Source organism: Stenotrophomonas sp. STEN225 (assembly GCF_056756445.1).
Map to the genome: position 1 here is coordinate 465,772 of NZ_JBRRBV010000001.1, position 14,113 is coordinate 479,884.

Consider the following 14,113-nt stretch of genomic DNA (forward strand, 5'->3'; position numbering starts at 1 on the left):
CTCTCTCCCCCTCGGTCTACCGCGTACGCTCCGGCGTGCCGGTGGCCGGGGGTTCCCCTGCCTGACCGAACGAACCCGATGACCCGCCATACCGCCCTTTGCCTTGCTGTCTGGATGGCGCTCCCGCTGTCCGCCCACGCTGCCACCGCCGCCACCGCCGCCACCGCCGCCAGCGCCGCGCCCGATGCGCGCGAATTCGATCGCGTGCAGGTCACCGCCACGCGCACCGAGCGCGCAGTGAGTGACGTCGCCGCGACGGTGGACGTGATCGACCGTGAGCAGATGGACCGGCACCTGGTGCAGGACATCAAGGATCTGCTGCGCTACGAGCCAGGCCTGTCGGTCAGCCGCAGCGCCGCGCGCTTCGGCCTGGGCAGCATCCGTATCCGTGGCCTGGACGGCAACCGTGTGCGGGTGCAGACCGATGGCATCGCGATGCCGACCAGCTTCAACATTGGTTCGTTCTCCAACGCCAACCGCAACTTCACCGATCTGGACACGCTCAAGCGCGTGGAGATCGTGCGCGGCCCGGCCAGCTCGCTGTACGGTTCCGATGCGCTGGGCGGCGTGGTCGCCTTCGTCACCAAGGATCCGGCCGATTACCTGAAGGATGGCAAGGACAGCTACGTCGGCCTGAAGTTCGGCTACGACGGTGAATGGAAGGGCCTGCTCGGCGGTGTAACCACGGCGTTCGGCGGCGAACACTGGAGCGGCATGGTCAACATCAACCATCGCCAGGGCCAGGAAACCGACAACAAGGGTGACGTGCGCAGCAACGACAACACCCGCACCGCCCCCAACCCGCAGGACCGCGATGGTCGCAGCGGCCTGGCCAAGCTGGTCTATGCACCGAGCGAGGACCAGCGCTTCCGCCTGACCGTGGAAGGCAACGAAGACAAGACCGAGACCAACGTGCTGTCTTCGATCGACCGTACCACCACCACCGGCATGAAGGCGCGCGACAAGCAGAACCGCACCCGCGTGTCGTTCGCGCATGAAATGGATGCGCTGGACAAAGGCTTCGCCGACAGCCTGCACTGGCAGCTGTATACCCAGCACAGCGAAACCACCCAGATCACCGATGAGGACCGTGCCAACCGCAGCCGTCGCCACCGCGAGTTCAACTTCGACCAGCGTGTGTACGGCCTGCAGGCGCAGTTCAACAAGGCCTTCAGCACCGGCAGCGTCGAGCACGCGCTGACCTATGGCTTGGAGGGTGCACGCACCGAGATCCGCCAGAAGCGCGATGGTTTCCAGGTACTGGCCAACGGCCAGACCAGCACCACCATCCTGCCCGATGCGTTCCCGGTACGCGATTTCCCGATCAGCAAGACCACCGAGCTGGGCCTGTATGCGCAGGATGAAATGCGCATGGCTGGCGGCAAGCTGTCGCTGGTGCCGGGCGTGCGCGTGGACCGCTACGAGCTGAAGCCGGAAATGGACAACATCTTCGCCGAGGACAATCCCGGCGTGGCGGTGGCGAAGCTGACCAAGACCAGCGTCTCGCCCAAGCTTGGCATGGTCTATCGCTTCACCGACGAATGGTCGCTGTTTGCCGGTTACTCGCACGGCTTCCGCTCGCCGCCGTACAACGACGTCAATCTCGGCTTCACCAACTTCGCCTTCGGCTACACGGCCATTCCCAATCCGGACCTGAAGCCGGAAACCAGTGATGGCATGGAACTGGGCCTGCGCTTCCTGTCGCCGGCTGCCTACGTCAGCGTCAGCGGCTACTACAACGAGTACAAGGACTTCATCGAGTCGCAGTCGCTGGTCGGCACCAATGCGCAGGGCCTGATGGTGTTCCAGTCGCGCAACATCGCCGACGCCCGCATCTACGGCGCTGAACTGAAGGCCGGCGTCGACTTCGGCCAGATCAGCCCGACCCTGCAGGGCTGGGCACTGCGCAGTTCCGTGGCCTGGTCGCGCGGCGACAACAAGACCGAGAACACCCCGCTGGATTCGGTCGACCCGCTGCGCGGCACCGTCGGCCTGATGTACGACACCGATGCCTGGGGTGTCGAACTGGCCGGCACGTTCGTCAAGCGCAAGGACCGCGTCGCCTCGGCCACGGTGTACCGCCCGGCCGGCTATGGCGTGGCCGACCTGATGGCACATTGGAACTTCGCCCCGGGTGCGACCTTCAACGTAGGCGTGTTCAACCTGGGCGACAAACGCTACATCGATTGGTCCAACGTGGGTACGACGCTGTCGCCGACCAGCCGCGTGCTGGATCGCTACACCAGCCCGGGTCGTACCTTCTCCGCCAGCCTTGCCGTGTCCTGGTGACCTCATGAGCCGAGCCTTGTCCGCACGCAGGAATGACTCCATCGCCGCGCCACACCGCGCGGCATGGCCGACCCCGGCACAGCTGGCCACGCTTGGCACCGTGTTGTGTCTCTACCACGCCGACGGCAACGAGCTTGGCGGCTGGCGCCAGGCGGTGCGCGTGCATGCCTGCCAGGGCGTGGACAGCGAGGGCCTGCGCGAAAGCCTGTGCTTCCTTGACGGCCGTGGCCGCTGCGTGTGGCGCCTGTACCTGCTGCCGGACAGCGATTTCCTGGCCTGGGACCGGTTGGTGGCCGCGCTGCCGCCGGGCCCACAGCACGACAGCGACGGCAGTGTCGGTGAACGCCTGTGGCGGCGCCTGGCCGGTCATCTCGGCGGCCAGCGTTGGCGCCTGTGTGCGCTGCGCCTGCATGCCGCCGATGACGGCCGCACCCTGGCGGCCAGCCTGTCGACGCTGTCGTCGCTGGGCGCGGCCACCGCACGCCGCATCGCGCGCCTGGAAGGCGCAGAGGGCGAGCTGGCCATCGACGACTGCTGCTGTGCCGACGCCGCGCGCCGGCCGCCACCACGGATTCCCGGCGACCAGCCGCTGATCCGCCTCTGATCTGTTCCTGATGGAACGCCCGACGGCCACGGATGGCCTCTCAACGAACCTGCAACCCCGAAGGAAGACCCCGATGAAATTCCAGACAGCCAGCGTCCTGCTGTTGCTCGCCGGCAGCGGCGTGGCCAGCGCGCAGCCCTCCGACATCGCCCGCGACCACGACAGCATCCTGGCCATGCAGGGCGAGTACACCGTGGATTTCGCCTTCGACGAAACCGTGCTGCTGAAGCCGGGCTACGAGCGCGCGCCGGCGATGCGCAGCGGCGGCAATGAAATGGTCATCGTGGTCGAGGACACCCCGAAGCGCATCGTGCTGCAACACCTGCTGCTGGACGAGAAGAGCGGCCACATCACCAAGCACTGGCGCCAGGACTGGGTCTACGAGGCCCCGAACCGCTTCGAGTTCAGTGCCGACCAGACCTGGCGGGTGCGCAGCATCCCGGCGGCGGTGAACCAGGGCGCCTGGACCCAGTGCGTGTATGAAGTGAGCGATGCACCGCGCTACTGCGGCACCGGCAAATGGACCTACACCAACAACGTGCCGAGCTGGACCAGCGACCTGAGCTGGCGCCCGCTGCCGCGCCGTGAGTACACCAAGCGCAGCGACTACAACGCGCTGGCGGTGGTCAACCGCCACACGCTCACCCCGAACGGCTGGACCCACGAGCAGTTCAACACCAAGGTGCAGCGCAACACCGACGGCAGCCAGATGGAGATAGCGCGCGAGTTCGGCTTCAACGACTACGTGAAGACCACCGAGATCGACTTCACCCCGGCGCGCGACTACTGGAAGGCCACCGCCGGCTACTGGGCCAAGGTGCGCCAGCGCTGGGACGGTTTCCTGACCCAGGCTCCGGGCGTGCACCTGAAGACCAAGCTGGATGGGATGGCGATGATCATTCCGCTGTTCACCCAGGCGCAGGACCTGCAGGACGGCAAGCAGGTGAAGGACGCGCAGATCGACGAAGTGTTCGCCAGGTACGTGGAAAAGGCCCAGTAGGGTCGAGCCATGCTCGAGGCCACAGCCGGACCCACGCATGGCGTGGATCTACCGGAAGGAAGGGTGCCGGGCTTGCCCGGCACGCGCTCCGGTGCGCGCCTTCGTCAGGCCTCGCGCAGGGCCAGGGCGGGCGGGGTATGCAGGATGCGCCGGGTGCCCCACCAGCCCGCCAGCAGGCTCAGCCCGATGCCGACCACGCCGCCCAGCAGCAGGCCCGGCCACGGCGGCAGCAGCGGCAGTTCGAACACCTTCTGCGACACCACCAGCCCGATCACGGCCGTGGCGCCCACCGCCAGCAGCGCGGCGAGCGTGCCCAGTGCCCCGAACTCGACCAGCACCGCACCGCGCAGCTGGCGCCGGGTCGCGCCCAGCGTGCGCAGTACCGCGCTGTCGTAGCGGCGCTCGCCGGCCGTGGCCTGCAGGGCAGCCAGCAGGACCAGCACGCCGGCCAGCAGGCTGAACACCATCACCAGCTGCACCGCCTGCGCCACCCGTTCCATCACGTCGCGCACCTGCGAGATCACCGCATCCACGTCCAGCAGCGACAGGTTCGGCTGTGCACGCACCAGTTCGCCCAGCCCGGCTGCCTGGCCGGCCGGCAGGTGGAACGCCGACAGCAGGTTGTGCGGGGTGTCGCCCACGGCGTTCGGATTCAACAGCACGAAGAAGTTCGGCCGGAACGTGTTCCAGTCCGCCTTGCGCACGCTGGTCACGGTGAACTCGCGCTGCTGCTCGCCCACGGAAATGCCGATGCGGTCGCCGGTCGAGACGCCGTAGCGTTTGGCCCAGCCGGTTTCCACCGAGGCTTCGGGCGCAGTGCTGTCCGCCTTCCAGAAGTGGCCCTCAAGCAGCGTATTGGCCGGCGGGAAGGTGCTGCGCCAGCTGAAGTTCAGTGGCCGGTTCTCGTCGTCGTCCTCGCGCGGGCCGTTTTCCCGCCCCTGGCCGTCCTGCGCCTGGTCCACGCGCACCGGGGGCTTGCCGTTGATCGCGATCAGGCGGCCGGTGGCCATCGGTTCGATGCTGGCATCGGCAGCACCCAGCGCGCGCAATGCTGCCAGCACGCCGTCGCGTTGTTCGGGCTGGATGTTGATCAGGAAGTAGTTCGGCGTGTTCTCCGGCAGGCGCTCGCGCCACTGCTGCAGCAGCCCCGGCCCGGTCACGGCCAGCAGCAGCAGCGCGCACAGCGACAGCGACAGGCCCACCAGCTGCATCACCGCCAGCATCCGGCGGCGGGTCAGGGCGGCCAATCCCAGCCGCCAGTTGCCGTGCAGGCGGTGCTGCAGGCTGCGCAGCACCTGCAGCAGCACGAAGCCGCCCAGGCCCGCCGCTGCGGCGAGAGCGGCCAGGCCACCCAGCACCCACAGGGCCAGTTTCAGGTCGCCGGTCACCTGCACGGCCAGCACCAGGCTGGCCAGCAGGGCGGCGACGTAGGCCAGCAGCGAGGCGGGCGGCAGTGCAGCGAAGGAGCGGTTGAGCACGCGCATCGGCGGCACTCCGCGCAGGCGCAGCAGCGGCGGCAGGCCGAAGCCGAACAGCAGCAACAGACCGATGCCTGCACCGGTCAGCGCCGGTGTTGCCTGTGGCAGCGGCAGGCGCTGCGGTATCAGGCTGCCCAGCACCTGTACCAGGCTTTCCTGCGCGGCCATGCCCAGTCCAATGCCGAGCAGGCAGGCCGGAACGGCCAGCATCAGCAGCTGCAGTGCCAGGCCCAGCAGGATGTCGCGCTGGCGTGCTCCCAGGCAACGCAGGATCGCCACCTGGTCGATGCGGCGCAGGGCGAAGCGGTTGGCGGCCAGCGCGGTGGCAACGCCGGCCAGCAGCACCGCCAGCAGCGCGCTCAGGCCGAGGAAGCGCCCGGCCAGATCGAACGCCTGGCGCACGCCGCGCTGGGTGTCATCCACGCTGAGCAGGCGCATGCCCTTCACCTGTGGCTGCAGCCATTGCCGGAACGCCGCGATCCGGTCGGCCGGCCCGGCGAACATCAGCCGGTAGCTGATGCGGCTGCCGGGACCGAGCAGGCCGGTGCCGTCGACATCAGCGCGATTGACCAGCAACGTCGGCGACAGCGTGAGGAGGTCGCCGCCGGCATCCGGTTCGGCCTCGATGATGCCGGCGATGCGCAGCGTACCGGCGCCGAACTCGAGGTCATCGCCGGCCTTCAACCCCAGCGCCTGCAGCAGGCGGGGATCGGCATAGGCCTGGCCCTGCGGCGGCATGCCGGCATCGTCGATCAGCGCACCACCGGGCGTGCTGCGTACCCGCAGCGTCCCCCGCAGCGGATAGCCGGCCTGTACCGCCTTGATGCTGGCCATCTGGCTGGCATCGCCCTGGAACAGCACGGTGCCGAAACTGGCCATGCGGGTGGATGCCAGTCCCCGCTGCCTGGCCTCTTCGGCGAAGGCGGCCGGCGGGTCGTCACGACCGGCGACGCCGAGGTCGCCGCCGAGCATCTCCGCAGCGCTGCTGGTCAGTGCCAGGTTGACCCGGTTCACCAGCGTGCCGACCGCGGTCATCACCGCCACGCCCAGTACCAGCGCGGCGAACACGGTCAGCAGGTCGCCGGCCAGGGCTTCGCGGCGCAGCGCGCGCCACGCATGCCGCAGCAGGTTCATGCGCGGGCCTCGTGCGCGACCGCCTGCAGGCGGCCGTTGTCGATGCGGTGGATGTGCTGGCAGCGCTGGGCCAGGCGCAGATCGTGGGTGACCAGCACCAGCGTGGTGCCGCTGCCGGCGTTGAGCTCGAACAGCAGGTCGCTGATGTGCTGGCCGGTGCTCTGGTCCAGCGAGCCGGTCGGCTCGTCGGCGAACAGGATGCGTGGCCGGGTGACGAAGGCACGCGCCAATGCCACGCGCTGCTGTTCGCCGCCGGACAGCTGGCGTGGGTAATGGCGCGCGCGATGGGCCAGCCCGACCTGGTCCAGCACGGCGTCCACCCGCGCGCGATCCTCTCGCCCGCCCAGCTCCAGTGGCAGGGCGACGTTCTCGGCGGCGGTCAGCGCCGGCAGCAGGTGGAAGCTCTGGAAGACGAAGCCGACCTCGCGAGCACGCAGCTGCGCGCGGGCTTCCTCATCCAGGCTGGACAGGTCGTGCCCGGCCAGAGCGATGCGGCCGCGGCTGGGCAGGTCCAGCCCGGCGAGCAGGCCGAGCAGGGTGGTTTTGCCGGAGCCGGAGGCGCCGACGATGGCCACGCTGGTGCCTTCATGGACCGTCAAAGTGATGTTGTCCAGTATGTGGACTTCACCCTCCGGGCCATGCACGGATTTGCCGACCTGGTCGACGGCGATGGCGACGGGCGCGCTGCGGGGGGACAGGCTGTCGATGAGGAGACTCCAATGCGCAAGACGGGATGGAGCCGGCGAGCCGGCATGATGATGGTGCTGTTGCTAGGGTTCCTGCTGTTGCCCGGGCTGGCCTGTGCCAAAGGTCCGGCCGGTACCGTCCTGGTGCTCGGCGACAGCCTCAGTGCTGCCCACAATATCCCTGCCGATGCCGGCTGGGTCAGCCTGCTGCAGCAGCGGGTCAGGCAGCAGTCGAAAACGCCGGCGCGGATCGTCAACGCCAGCATGAGCGGCGAGACCACCGCCGGCGCCCTGACCCGGCTGCCAGGCCTGCTGGCGAAGGAGAAGCCGGACGTGGTGGTGATCGCTCTGGGGGGCAACGACGCCCTGCGCGGGCTGACCCCGGCGCAGGTGCAGGGCAATCTGGAAAAGATGGTGCAGGCCAGCCAGAAGGCGGGCGCCAAGGTGCTGCTGCTGGGCATCGATGTGCCACCGAATTACGGCCCTGCGTACCGCCAGCGGCTGGCGGCCGCCTACCGCGCGCTGGCCGACCGCTACGCTGTGCCGCTGCTGCCGTTCCTGCTGGAGGGGGTGGCCCTGCAGCCGGGGATGATGCAGGCCGACGGCCTGCACCCCACCGCCCAGGCCCAGCCGAAGGTGCTCGACAACGTCTGGCCCCTGCTCAAGCCGCTGCTCTGAGCAGCGGATCGGACCTCTTGACGGAACTTCACATTGCCTCCACCGTCGATCCGGCATGTTTCACAAAGCTGAAGTTAGAGGGAATCACATGCGTCAGACGAAGGAGACTTCCGGCTTGGTGCTGGTGGTCGAAGACAACCGCAACATCTCCGAGATGATCGGCGAATACCTGGAAGGTCGTGGCTTCGAAGTCGACTATGCACAGGATGGCCTGGACGGCTACCGGCTTGCGGCGGAGAACAGCTATGACGTGGTGGTGCTGGACCTGATGCTGCCGCGGCTGGATGGCATCGAAGTCTGCCGGCGGCTGCGCAACGATGCGCGCAAATCGACGCCGGTGCTGATGCTGACCGCGCGCGATACGCTGGACGACAAGCTCACCGGCCTGGGTTTCGGTGCCGATGACTACCTGACCAAGCCGTTCGCGATCCAGGAACTGGAAGCACGCCTGCGCGCGCTGATCCGCCGCGAACGCCGCCAGGTGGGTTCGGAAGTGCTCAAGGTCGCCGACCTGGTGCTCGATCCGGTCAGCATGCGCGCCACCCGCGCCGGCACCGAACTGCAGCTGTCGCCGATCGGCCTGCGCCTGTTGACGATTCTGATGCGCGAATCGCCGCGGGTGGTCACCCGCCAGGAAATCGAGCGCGAGATCTGGGGCAACGGGTTGCCGGATTCGGACACCCTGCGCAGCCATCTGTACAACCTGCGCAAGATCATCGACAAGCCGTTCGATCGCCCGCTGCTGCATACCGTGCAGAGCGCCGGCTATCGCATTGCCGACATCGCCCAGCCGATGGCCTGAGCAGGGACCGTGCCGGTGCAGCTGCAGGCCCGGTGCGGTAGCGGACGGGCAACAGGGCAGGGGATGACCGACCGGCAGTGTCGGCGGTCATCATCCCTGCACGACCACGGCGCGGTGCGCTGCCTATAATCGCAGCGCTCTGACCGGGACCCCGCAATGCCGCACGGCCTGCCGCGCAAGATCCGTATCGCCTTCATCCTGCAGGCAGTGCTGGCCAGCCTGGGCATCCTGCTGGGCGCATGGCTGGTGTCGCTGGTCATCAAGCACAGCCTGGTCGGTGCAGCGCTGCGCGAGGAAGCGGCGTATTACTGGACGCTGCACGACGCGTCCCCCGCACAGCCTCCCCCCAATACGCAGAACATCCGCGGCTACCTGCTGGAAAGCGGCCAGTCCGCGTTGTCGCTGCCGGCCAACCTGCGCGACCTGGAGCCCGGTTTCCACGAACTGCCGGCGGATGACCAGCTGGTCCTGGTCGATGTGCGGCCGGCCGGCCGCCTGTATCTGGTATTCCTGCGCTCACGCGCGGAAATGCTGGCGTTCTGGTTCGGCATCGTGCCGGTGTTGCTGACCCTGCTGGCGGTGTATGGCGCCAGCTGGATCACCTATCGCGCGTCCAAGCGTCTGGTATCGCCGGTGAACTGGCTGGCGCGGCGCGTGTCGCGCTGGGATCCCGGTCACCCCGAGGCAGCCGATCTGGAACCGAACAAACTGCCGGCGGACATGCAGGGCGAGACCCGGCAGCTCGCCGCGGCCCTGCATTCGCTGGCCAACCGGGTCAGCGCGCATGTCGCCCGCGAACGCAACTTCACCCGCGATGCCAGCCATGAACTGCGCACGCCGTTGACGGTGATCCGCGTGGCCAGCGACATGGCGCTGGGGGATGATTCCCTGCAGCCGCGCCTGCGCCGCAGCCTGCAGCGCATCCAGCGTGCCGGGCGTGACATGGAAGCGGTGATCGACGCCTTCCTGATCCTTGCCCGCGAGGCGGATGTCGAGCCGCAGGTCGAGCTGTTCGATGTCAACGACATCGTCCGTCACGAGGTGGACAACGCCAACGAACTGCTGGGTACGCGCCCGGTCGTGGTGCACCTGCACAGCGACGGACCGGTGAATCTGCATGCGCCGCCGCGGGTGCTGCAGGTGGTGGTCAGCAACCTGGTGCGCAACGCCTGCAGCTATACCGACGAAGGCCGCATCGACGTGCATGTGCGCGACGACCGGGTGGTGGTGCGCGACACCGGCATCGGCATGTCTGCCGAAGCCCTGTCGCGCGCGTTCGAGCCGTTCTACCGCGCCGAACCCAGTCGCCCGCAGGGCACCGGACTGGGCCTGTCGATCGTGCGCCGGCTGTGCGATCGCTTCGGCTGGAAGGTCAGCCTCTCCAGCGAACCCGGGCAGGGAACCGAAGCCACGGTGATTTTCCGCTAGAGGGCTTTTGCCGGGTCAGAAGCGGGCATTCCGCGGAATGGCAGGGGTAGCGCCGGGCCATGCCCGGCGTGCGCAGTGTCTCAGTCGCAGGTCACCTTCGGTGCCAGCGCGCGGGTCCAGATGGCATATCCGGCGGGCGTCATGTGCAGCATGTCCTCACGGAACAGCGCGCGATCAGGCTGGCCGTCGGCGCCCAGCATCGGCGTGTAGATGTCGGTGAAGCCGGTGTTGGGCAGCCTGGCCAGCGCCGCCTTGACCAGCGTGTTGGCCTCGTTGATCGCCGGCAGCAGGTGCGCCCGTGACGGGCTGGGCTTGATCGACACGTATTCCACCCGGGTCTTGGGCAGGTCGCGATGCACGCGCTGCACGAAGGCGACCACATCGTCGCGCACCTGCACGGCGCTGCGGCCGCTGTTGAGGTCGTTGTCGCCGGCGTACAGGAAGACCTTGCACGGCGCGTACGGGATCACGATCTGTCCGGCATACCAGGTGCTGTCCCGGACTTCCGAGCCGCCGAAGCCCCGGTTGAACACCGGCTGGCCGGCGAAATCGGCCGCCAGGCTGTCCCACATCCGGAATGACGAACTGCCAATGAACTCGATGCCACCACGAGGCGGCGGGGCGACCTTGTCGGCGGCGGCGAAGGCGGCCATGTCGGCGGCCCAGGCCACGTTGGAGACCTGCTCGGGAACGCGGGGCGACGGCGAGGGAACGCGTGCCAGCGCCAGCGGCGCAAGGGTCAGCAGGCCCAGCATCAGCAGAGCGGGACGGCGGTGGGACATCGTGCACTCCAGGCAGGAAGGAGGGAGCCATCATAGGAGGCGGGCGCGGCCCGCGCTTGTCCCCGGCAGGCCATTCGGCCCGGCCGCGCGGAGTATGGCCGGCGGCCTTGTGGCAAAATGGCGACTGTCTGCCCATCCCTGTGCACCCATGACTCCCTGCCGTGCGTCTGAGCGGTCGCTGCGCCGCGCCCCCGTTGCTGGATGCTCCACCCGTGGCTGACCAGTTCGGCCACATGCCGCGCGGCCCGCGCCGCATCTTCCAGGCCGCGCGCTGGTCCTGGCAGGGCCTGCGGGCTGCCTGGCTGCATGAGTCCTCGTTCCGGCTGGAGGTCTACCTGCTGGTCCTGCTGACCCCGGTGGCGATCTGGCTCGGCCAGACCCCGGTGGAGCGCGCGCTGCTGATCGGCTCGATGCTGCTGGTGCTGGCGATGGAACTGGCCAACTCCGCCATCGAGGCCGTGATCGAGCGCTACGGCAGCGAGATCCACGAGCTGGCCGGGCGCGCCAAGGACATGGGTTCGGCCGCCGTGTTCGTGCTGATGATGAACGTACTGCTGTGCTGGGCCCTGGTCGTGGTCCCGCATGCACTGGCCGGCCGCTACGGCTGAACCCCCATTCCCCCACTGCCTTGAAGAGTTTCCATGTCCTTTGAGTTCCTCGCCGACCCCAACGCCTGGGTGACCCTGTTCACCCTGAGCGCGCTGGAAATCGTGCTCGGCATCGACAATCTGGTGTTCATCTCCATCGCGGTCAGCAAGCTGCCGGAAGAGCGCCGTCCCTTTGCGCGCAAGCTCGGCATCGCCGTGGCCTGCATCACCCGTATCGCACTGCTGGTGTCGCTGGCCTACCTGGCCCACATGTCCGCCAACCTGTTCACCGTGGCCGGCATGGGCATCTCCATCCGCGACCTGGTGCTGATCGTGGGTGGCCTGTTCCTGATCATCAAGGGTTACATGGAGATCAAGGAACTGATCACCGGTGGCGAAGACGAGAATCCGGCGACCAGCAAGGCGTCGGGCGTGTTCGGCATGGTCATCCTGCAGATCGCCATCATCGATATCGTGTTCTCGCTGGACTCGGTGATCACGGCCGTCGGCATCGCCGACCACATCCCGGTGATGGTCGCTGCCATCCTGCTGTCGGTGCTGGTCATGCTGCTGGCGGCCAATCCGCTGGGGCGCTTCATCGACGCCAACCCGACGGTGAAGATGCTGGCGCTGGCCTTCATCCTGCTGATCGGCGCGGTGCTGATCCTGGACGGCCTCGACGTGCATGTGCCCAAGCCGTACATCTACGCCGCGATGGGCTTCTCGGTGCTGGTGGAATGGTTGAACCTGCTGATGCGCCGTCGCGCGCGCGACCACCACGTGCCGGGTGCCGGCGACTGGTAAAGCGTATGACCTCGAACCCCCGGCCCGGCCGGGGGTTCTGCTTTGCGGGCTACCGCGTCCGCCGGGCATGGCCCGGCGCTAACGGGGTACGCCACGCCTCGGGCAACGCCGGGCATGGCCCGGTGCTATCGGGGTACGCCACGCCTCGGGTAGCGCCGGGCCATGGGGCTTTTGCCTGCAATGCCGGCGTACACCTTCACTTGTGAACCCGCATCAACAGTGTTTTCCCCGGACAAGGCTTAATCCGGTGCGGCAAAGCGCGCAGGCTACGCGCTCCCGATTCCCGCCCCCCAGGAAGTCCCCCATGAAGTCCAGAGCCGCATTGCTGGCGCTTGCCGTCGGCGCCTTCGCCATCGGCACCACCGAGTTCGCCCCGATGGGCCTGCTGCCGGTCATCGCCGACGGCGTAGGGGTAGGCATTCCCACCGCCGGCATGCTGATCACGGCCTACGCCATGGGCGTGATGCTGGGCGCGCCGGTGATGACGCTGCTGATGGGGCGGTTCGGCAAGCGCACCGCGCTGATGCTGCTGATGTCGATCTTCGTGGTCGGCAACCTGCTGTCGGCGCTGGCGCCGAACTATGGCCTGCTGCTGTTGTCGCGGCTGGTCACCAGCCTCAACCACGGTGCCTTCTTCGGTATCGGTGCGGTGGTCGCCGCCAGCCTGGTACCGAAGGAAAAGCAGGCCGCCGCCGTGGCCACCATGTTCATGGGCCTGACCATCGCCAACATCGGCGGCGTGCCGCTGGCAACCTGGGTCGGCCAGCAGCTGGGCTGGCGCCTGTCCTTCGCCGGCACCGCAGTGCTGGGCGTAGTGGCGATCATCGCGCTCGGCCTGGCCCTGCCGGCCTCGGCACCGGGCCCGCGCCCGGACGTGCGCCGTGAACTGAAGGCGATCCTGCAGCCGCAGGTGCTGCTGGCCATGGCCACCACGGTGCTGGGCGCCGGTGCGATGTTCACCCTGTACACCTACGTGGCGCCGGTGCTGACCGAGCTGACCGGTGCCTCCAATGCCTTCATCGCGATGTCACTGGCGCTGATCGGTATCGGTTTCACCATCGGCAATGGCATCGGCGGGCGCATGGCCGACTGGTCGCTGGATGGCGCTACGCGGATCCTGCTGGCGGCGCTGGCGGTGTTGATGTTCGTGCTGCCGCTGGCCTTCATGAATCCCGTGACCGCAGCGCTGGGTGTACTGCTGTTCGGCGCGGCGACTTTCGCCATCGTGCCGCCGCTGCAGATCCGGGTGATGGAAGCGGCCACCGAGGCGCCGGGCCTGGCGTCGTCGATCAACGTGGGCGCGTTCAACCTGGGCAATGCGCTGGGGGCTGCGCTGGGCGGGGCGGTGATCAGCTCGGGCCTGGGCTACGCCGCGATCCCGGTGGCCGGTGGCCTGCTGGCGGCATCGGGCCTGCTGCTGGCATGGCTGGGGCGCGGTCGCACTGCGGTGGCCGAAGCCTGCTGAGGGGTGTTGGATTCCGGTAGGGCTTGCAGCCCTGCACCCGCCGAATCAACGTCAACGGCAAAAGCCTGCATTCCGTGGGTTGGCGGGGTGGGGCCGGTTGAGGGGGACGCTGCAAGTATGTGCATGTAAGCTCGGTCGCCGCATCCATGCGGCTCACGCCCCCTCAACCGGACTCGCCTCCGCGGTGCGCAGGAAACCGTATGAGGCGGGGGGGGGGGGCGGGGCGGGGGTATCCGCGCCATGGATGGCGCGGTTAAGCCTCCAGGGACGGATTCACGGCGTCCCCCGCCAAGCCCACCCGCCCGGGCTACTCAGGGGAACCCAGAGCAAGGCCCCCGCGGAGGGGGCGGCGCGCGATGGCCGGTGATTCACCCCA

Annotated in this window: 12 protein-coding genes; 9 read left to right on the forward strand and 3 right to left on the reverse strand. The window is 68.2% G+C overall.

Translation table 11 applies throughout. The annotated features are described in order from the left end of the window. Positions 1 to 78 precede the first annotated feature (78 nt). The 3 genes from ACVOJ1_RS02125 to ACVOJ1_RS02135 all read left to right on the forward strand — a co-directional run bounded on the left by ACVOJ1_RS02125 (position 79) and on the right by ACVOJ1_RS02135 (position 3,893). Positions 79 to 2,289 (forward strand): TonB-dependent hemoglobin/transferrin/lactoferrin family receptor, encoded by a 2,211-nt coding sequence (locus tag ACVOJ1_RS02125; RefSeq protein ID WP_346479932.1) that lies wholly within the window; start codon positions 79 to 81, stop codon positions 2,287 to 2,289. A gap of 4 nt (positions 2,290 to 2,293) precedes the next feature. Beyond that, positions 2,294 to 2,893 carry a ChuX/HutX family heme-like substrate-binding protein gene (locus tag ACVOJ1_RS02130; RefSeq protein WP_065175798.1) on the forward strand — a complete coding sequence of 200 codons (600 nt, stop codon included), beginning with the start codon at positions 2,294 to 2,296 and terminating at the stop codon, positions 2,891 to 2,893. A gap of 73 nt (positions 2,894 to 2,966) precedes the next feature. Continuing rightward, positions 2,967 to 3,893, forward strand: coding sequence for a DUF6607 family protein (locus tag ACVOJ1_RS02135; RefSeq protein WP_253119377.1), 927 nt, complete (start codon positions 2,967 to 2,969; stop codon positions 3,891 to 3,893). A 104-nt stretch (positions 3,894 to 3,997) separates the two neighbouring features. On the opposite strand, the gene ACVOJ1_RS02140 is transcribed toward ACVOJ1_RS02135, so the two are convergent. Both ACVOJ1_RS02140 and ACVOJ1_RS02145 read right to left on the reverse strand, forming a co-directional pair. After that, entirely contained in the window at positions 3,998 to 6,505 is a 2,508-nt protein-coding gene (locus tag ACVOJ1_RS02140; protein ID WP_279942602.1) for an ABC transporter permease, read from the reverse strand. Next, complete coding sequence (locus ACVOJ1_RS02145) at positions 6,502 to 7,149, reverse strand: ABC transporter ATP-binding protein (protein ID WP_111186297.1); 648 nt, start codon at positions 7,147 to 7,149, stop codon at positions 6,502 to 6,504. Before ACVOJ1_RS02145 ends, ACVOJ1_RS02140 begins: the two co-directional genes overlap by 4 nt. Before the next feature lie 75 nt (positions 7,150 to 7,224). Between ACVOJ1_RS02145 and ACVOJ1_RS02150 the strand changes: the two genes are divergently transcribed. The 3 genes from ACVOJ1_RS02150 (at position 7,225) to ACVOJ1_RS02160 (ending at position 10,099) form a co-directional block, all read left to right on the forward strand. After that, positions 7,225 to 7,869 carry an arylesterase gene (locus tag ACVOJ1_RS02150; RefSeq protein WP_053516417.1) on the forward strand — a complete coding sequence of 215 codons (645 nt, stop codon included), beginning with the start codon at positions 7,225 to 7,227 and terminating at the stop codon, positions 7,867 to 7,869. An 88-nt stretch (positions 7,870 to 7,957) separates the two neighbouring features. Then, the gene (locus tag ACVOJ1_RS02155) at positions 7,958 to 8,671 is read left to right on the forward strand and encodes a response regulator transcription factor (protein WP_002811889.1); all 714 of its coding nucleotides are present in this window, start codon (positions 7,958 to 7,960) and stop codon (positions 8,669 to 8,671) included. Positions 8,672 to 8,827: 156 nt separating this feature from the next. Then, positions 8,828 to 10,099 (forward strand): sensor histidine kinase, encoded by a 1,272-nt coding sequence (locus tag ACVOJ1_RS02160; RefSeq protein WP_053516416.1) that lies wholly within the window; start codon positions 8,828 to 8,830, stop codon positions 10,097 to 10,099. Positions 10,100 to 10,179: 80 nt separating this feature from the next. On the opposite strand, the gene ACVOJ1_RS02165 is transcribed toward ACVOJ1_RS02160, so the two are convergent. Beyond that, a complete protein-coding gene (locus ACVOJ1_RS02165) occupies positions 10,180 to 10,881 on the reverse strand; it encodes an SGNH/GDSL hydrolase family protein (RefSeq protein ID WP_065182787.1) in 702 nt (233 codons plus the stop codon). Positions 10,882 to 11,093: 212 nt separating this feature from the next. On the opposite strand from ACVOJ1_RS02165, the gene ACVOJ1_RS02170 reads away from it, so the two are divergent. The 3 genes from ACVOJ1_RS02170 (at position 11,094) to ACVOJ1_RS02180 (ending at position 13,737) form a co-directional block, all read left to right on the forward strand. After that, positions 11,094 to 11,489, forward strand: a complete 396-nt coding sequence (locus ACVOJ1_RS02170) for a diacylglycerol kinase (protein WP_053516413.1) — start codon at positions 11,094 to 11,096, stop codon at positions 11,487 to 11,489. Between the two features lie 33 nt (positions 11,490 to 11,522). Beyond that, positions 11,523 to 12,272: a TerC family protein gene (locus ACVOJ1_RS02175; protein ID WP_004144462.1), complete on the forward strand. Its 750-nt coding sequence runs from the start codon at positions 11,523 to 11,525 to the stop codon at positions 12,270 to 12,272. 304 nt (positions 12,273 to 12,576) lie between these two features. Then, positions 12,577 to 13,737: an MFS transporter gene (locus ACVOJ1_RS02180; RefSeq protein WP_346479933.1), complete on the forward strand. Its 1,161-nt coding sequence runs from the start codon at positions 12,577 to 12,579 to the stop codon at positions 13,735 to 13,737. Positions 13,738 to 14,113 lie beyond the last annotated feature (376 nt).

Excerpts from the sequence above, each read along its gene's own strand:
- ACVOJ1_RS02125 (WP_346479932.1), top strand. The coding sequence starts at position 79 with ATGACCCGCCATACCGCCCTTTGCCTTGCTGTCTGGATGGCGCTCCCG.
- ACVOJ1_RS02130 (WP_065175798.1), top strand. The coding sequence starts at position 2,294 with ATGAGCCGAGCCTTGTCCGCACGCAGGAATGACTCCATCGCCGCGCCA.
- ACVOJ1_RS02135 (WP_253119377.1), top strand. The coding sequence starts at position 2,967 with ATGAAATTCCAGACAGCCAGCGTCCTGCTGTTGCTCGCCGGCAGCGGC.
- ACVOJ1_RS02140 (WP_279942602.1), bottom strand. The coding sequence starts at position 6,505 with ATGAACCTGCTGCGGCATGCGTGGCGCGCGCTGCGCCGCGAAGCCCTG.
- ACVOJ1_RS02150 (WP_053516417.1), top strand. The coding sequence starts at position 7,225 with ATGCGCAAGACGGGATGGAGCCGGCGAGCCGGCATGATGATGGTGCTG.
- ACVOJ1_RS02155 (WP_002811889.1), top strand. The coding sequence starts at position 7,958 with ATGCGTCAGACGAAGGAGACTTCCGGCTTGGTGCTGGTGGTCGAAGAC.
- ACVOJ1_RS02160 (WP_053516416.1), top strand. The coding sequence starts at position 8,828 with ATGCCGCACGGCCTGCCGCGCAAGATCCGTATCGCCTTCATCCTGCAG.
- ACVOJ1_RS02165 (WP_065182787.1), bottom strand. The coding sequence starts at position 10,881 with ATGTCCCACCGCCGTCCCGCTCTGCTGATGCTGGGCCTGCTGACCCTT.
- ACVOJ1_RS02175 (WP_004144462.1), top strand. The coding sequence starts at position 11,523 with ATGTCCTTTGAGTTCCTCGCCGACCCCAACGCCTGGGTGACCCTGTTC.
- ACVOJ1_RS02180 (WP_346479933.1), top strand. The coding sequence starts at position 12,577 with ATGAAGTCCAGAGCCGCATTGCTGGCGCTTGCCGTCGGCGCCTTCGCC.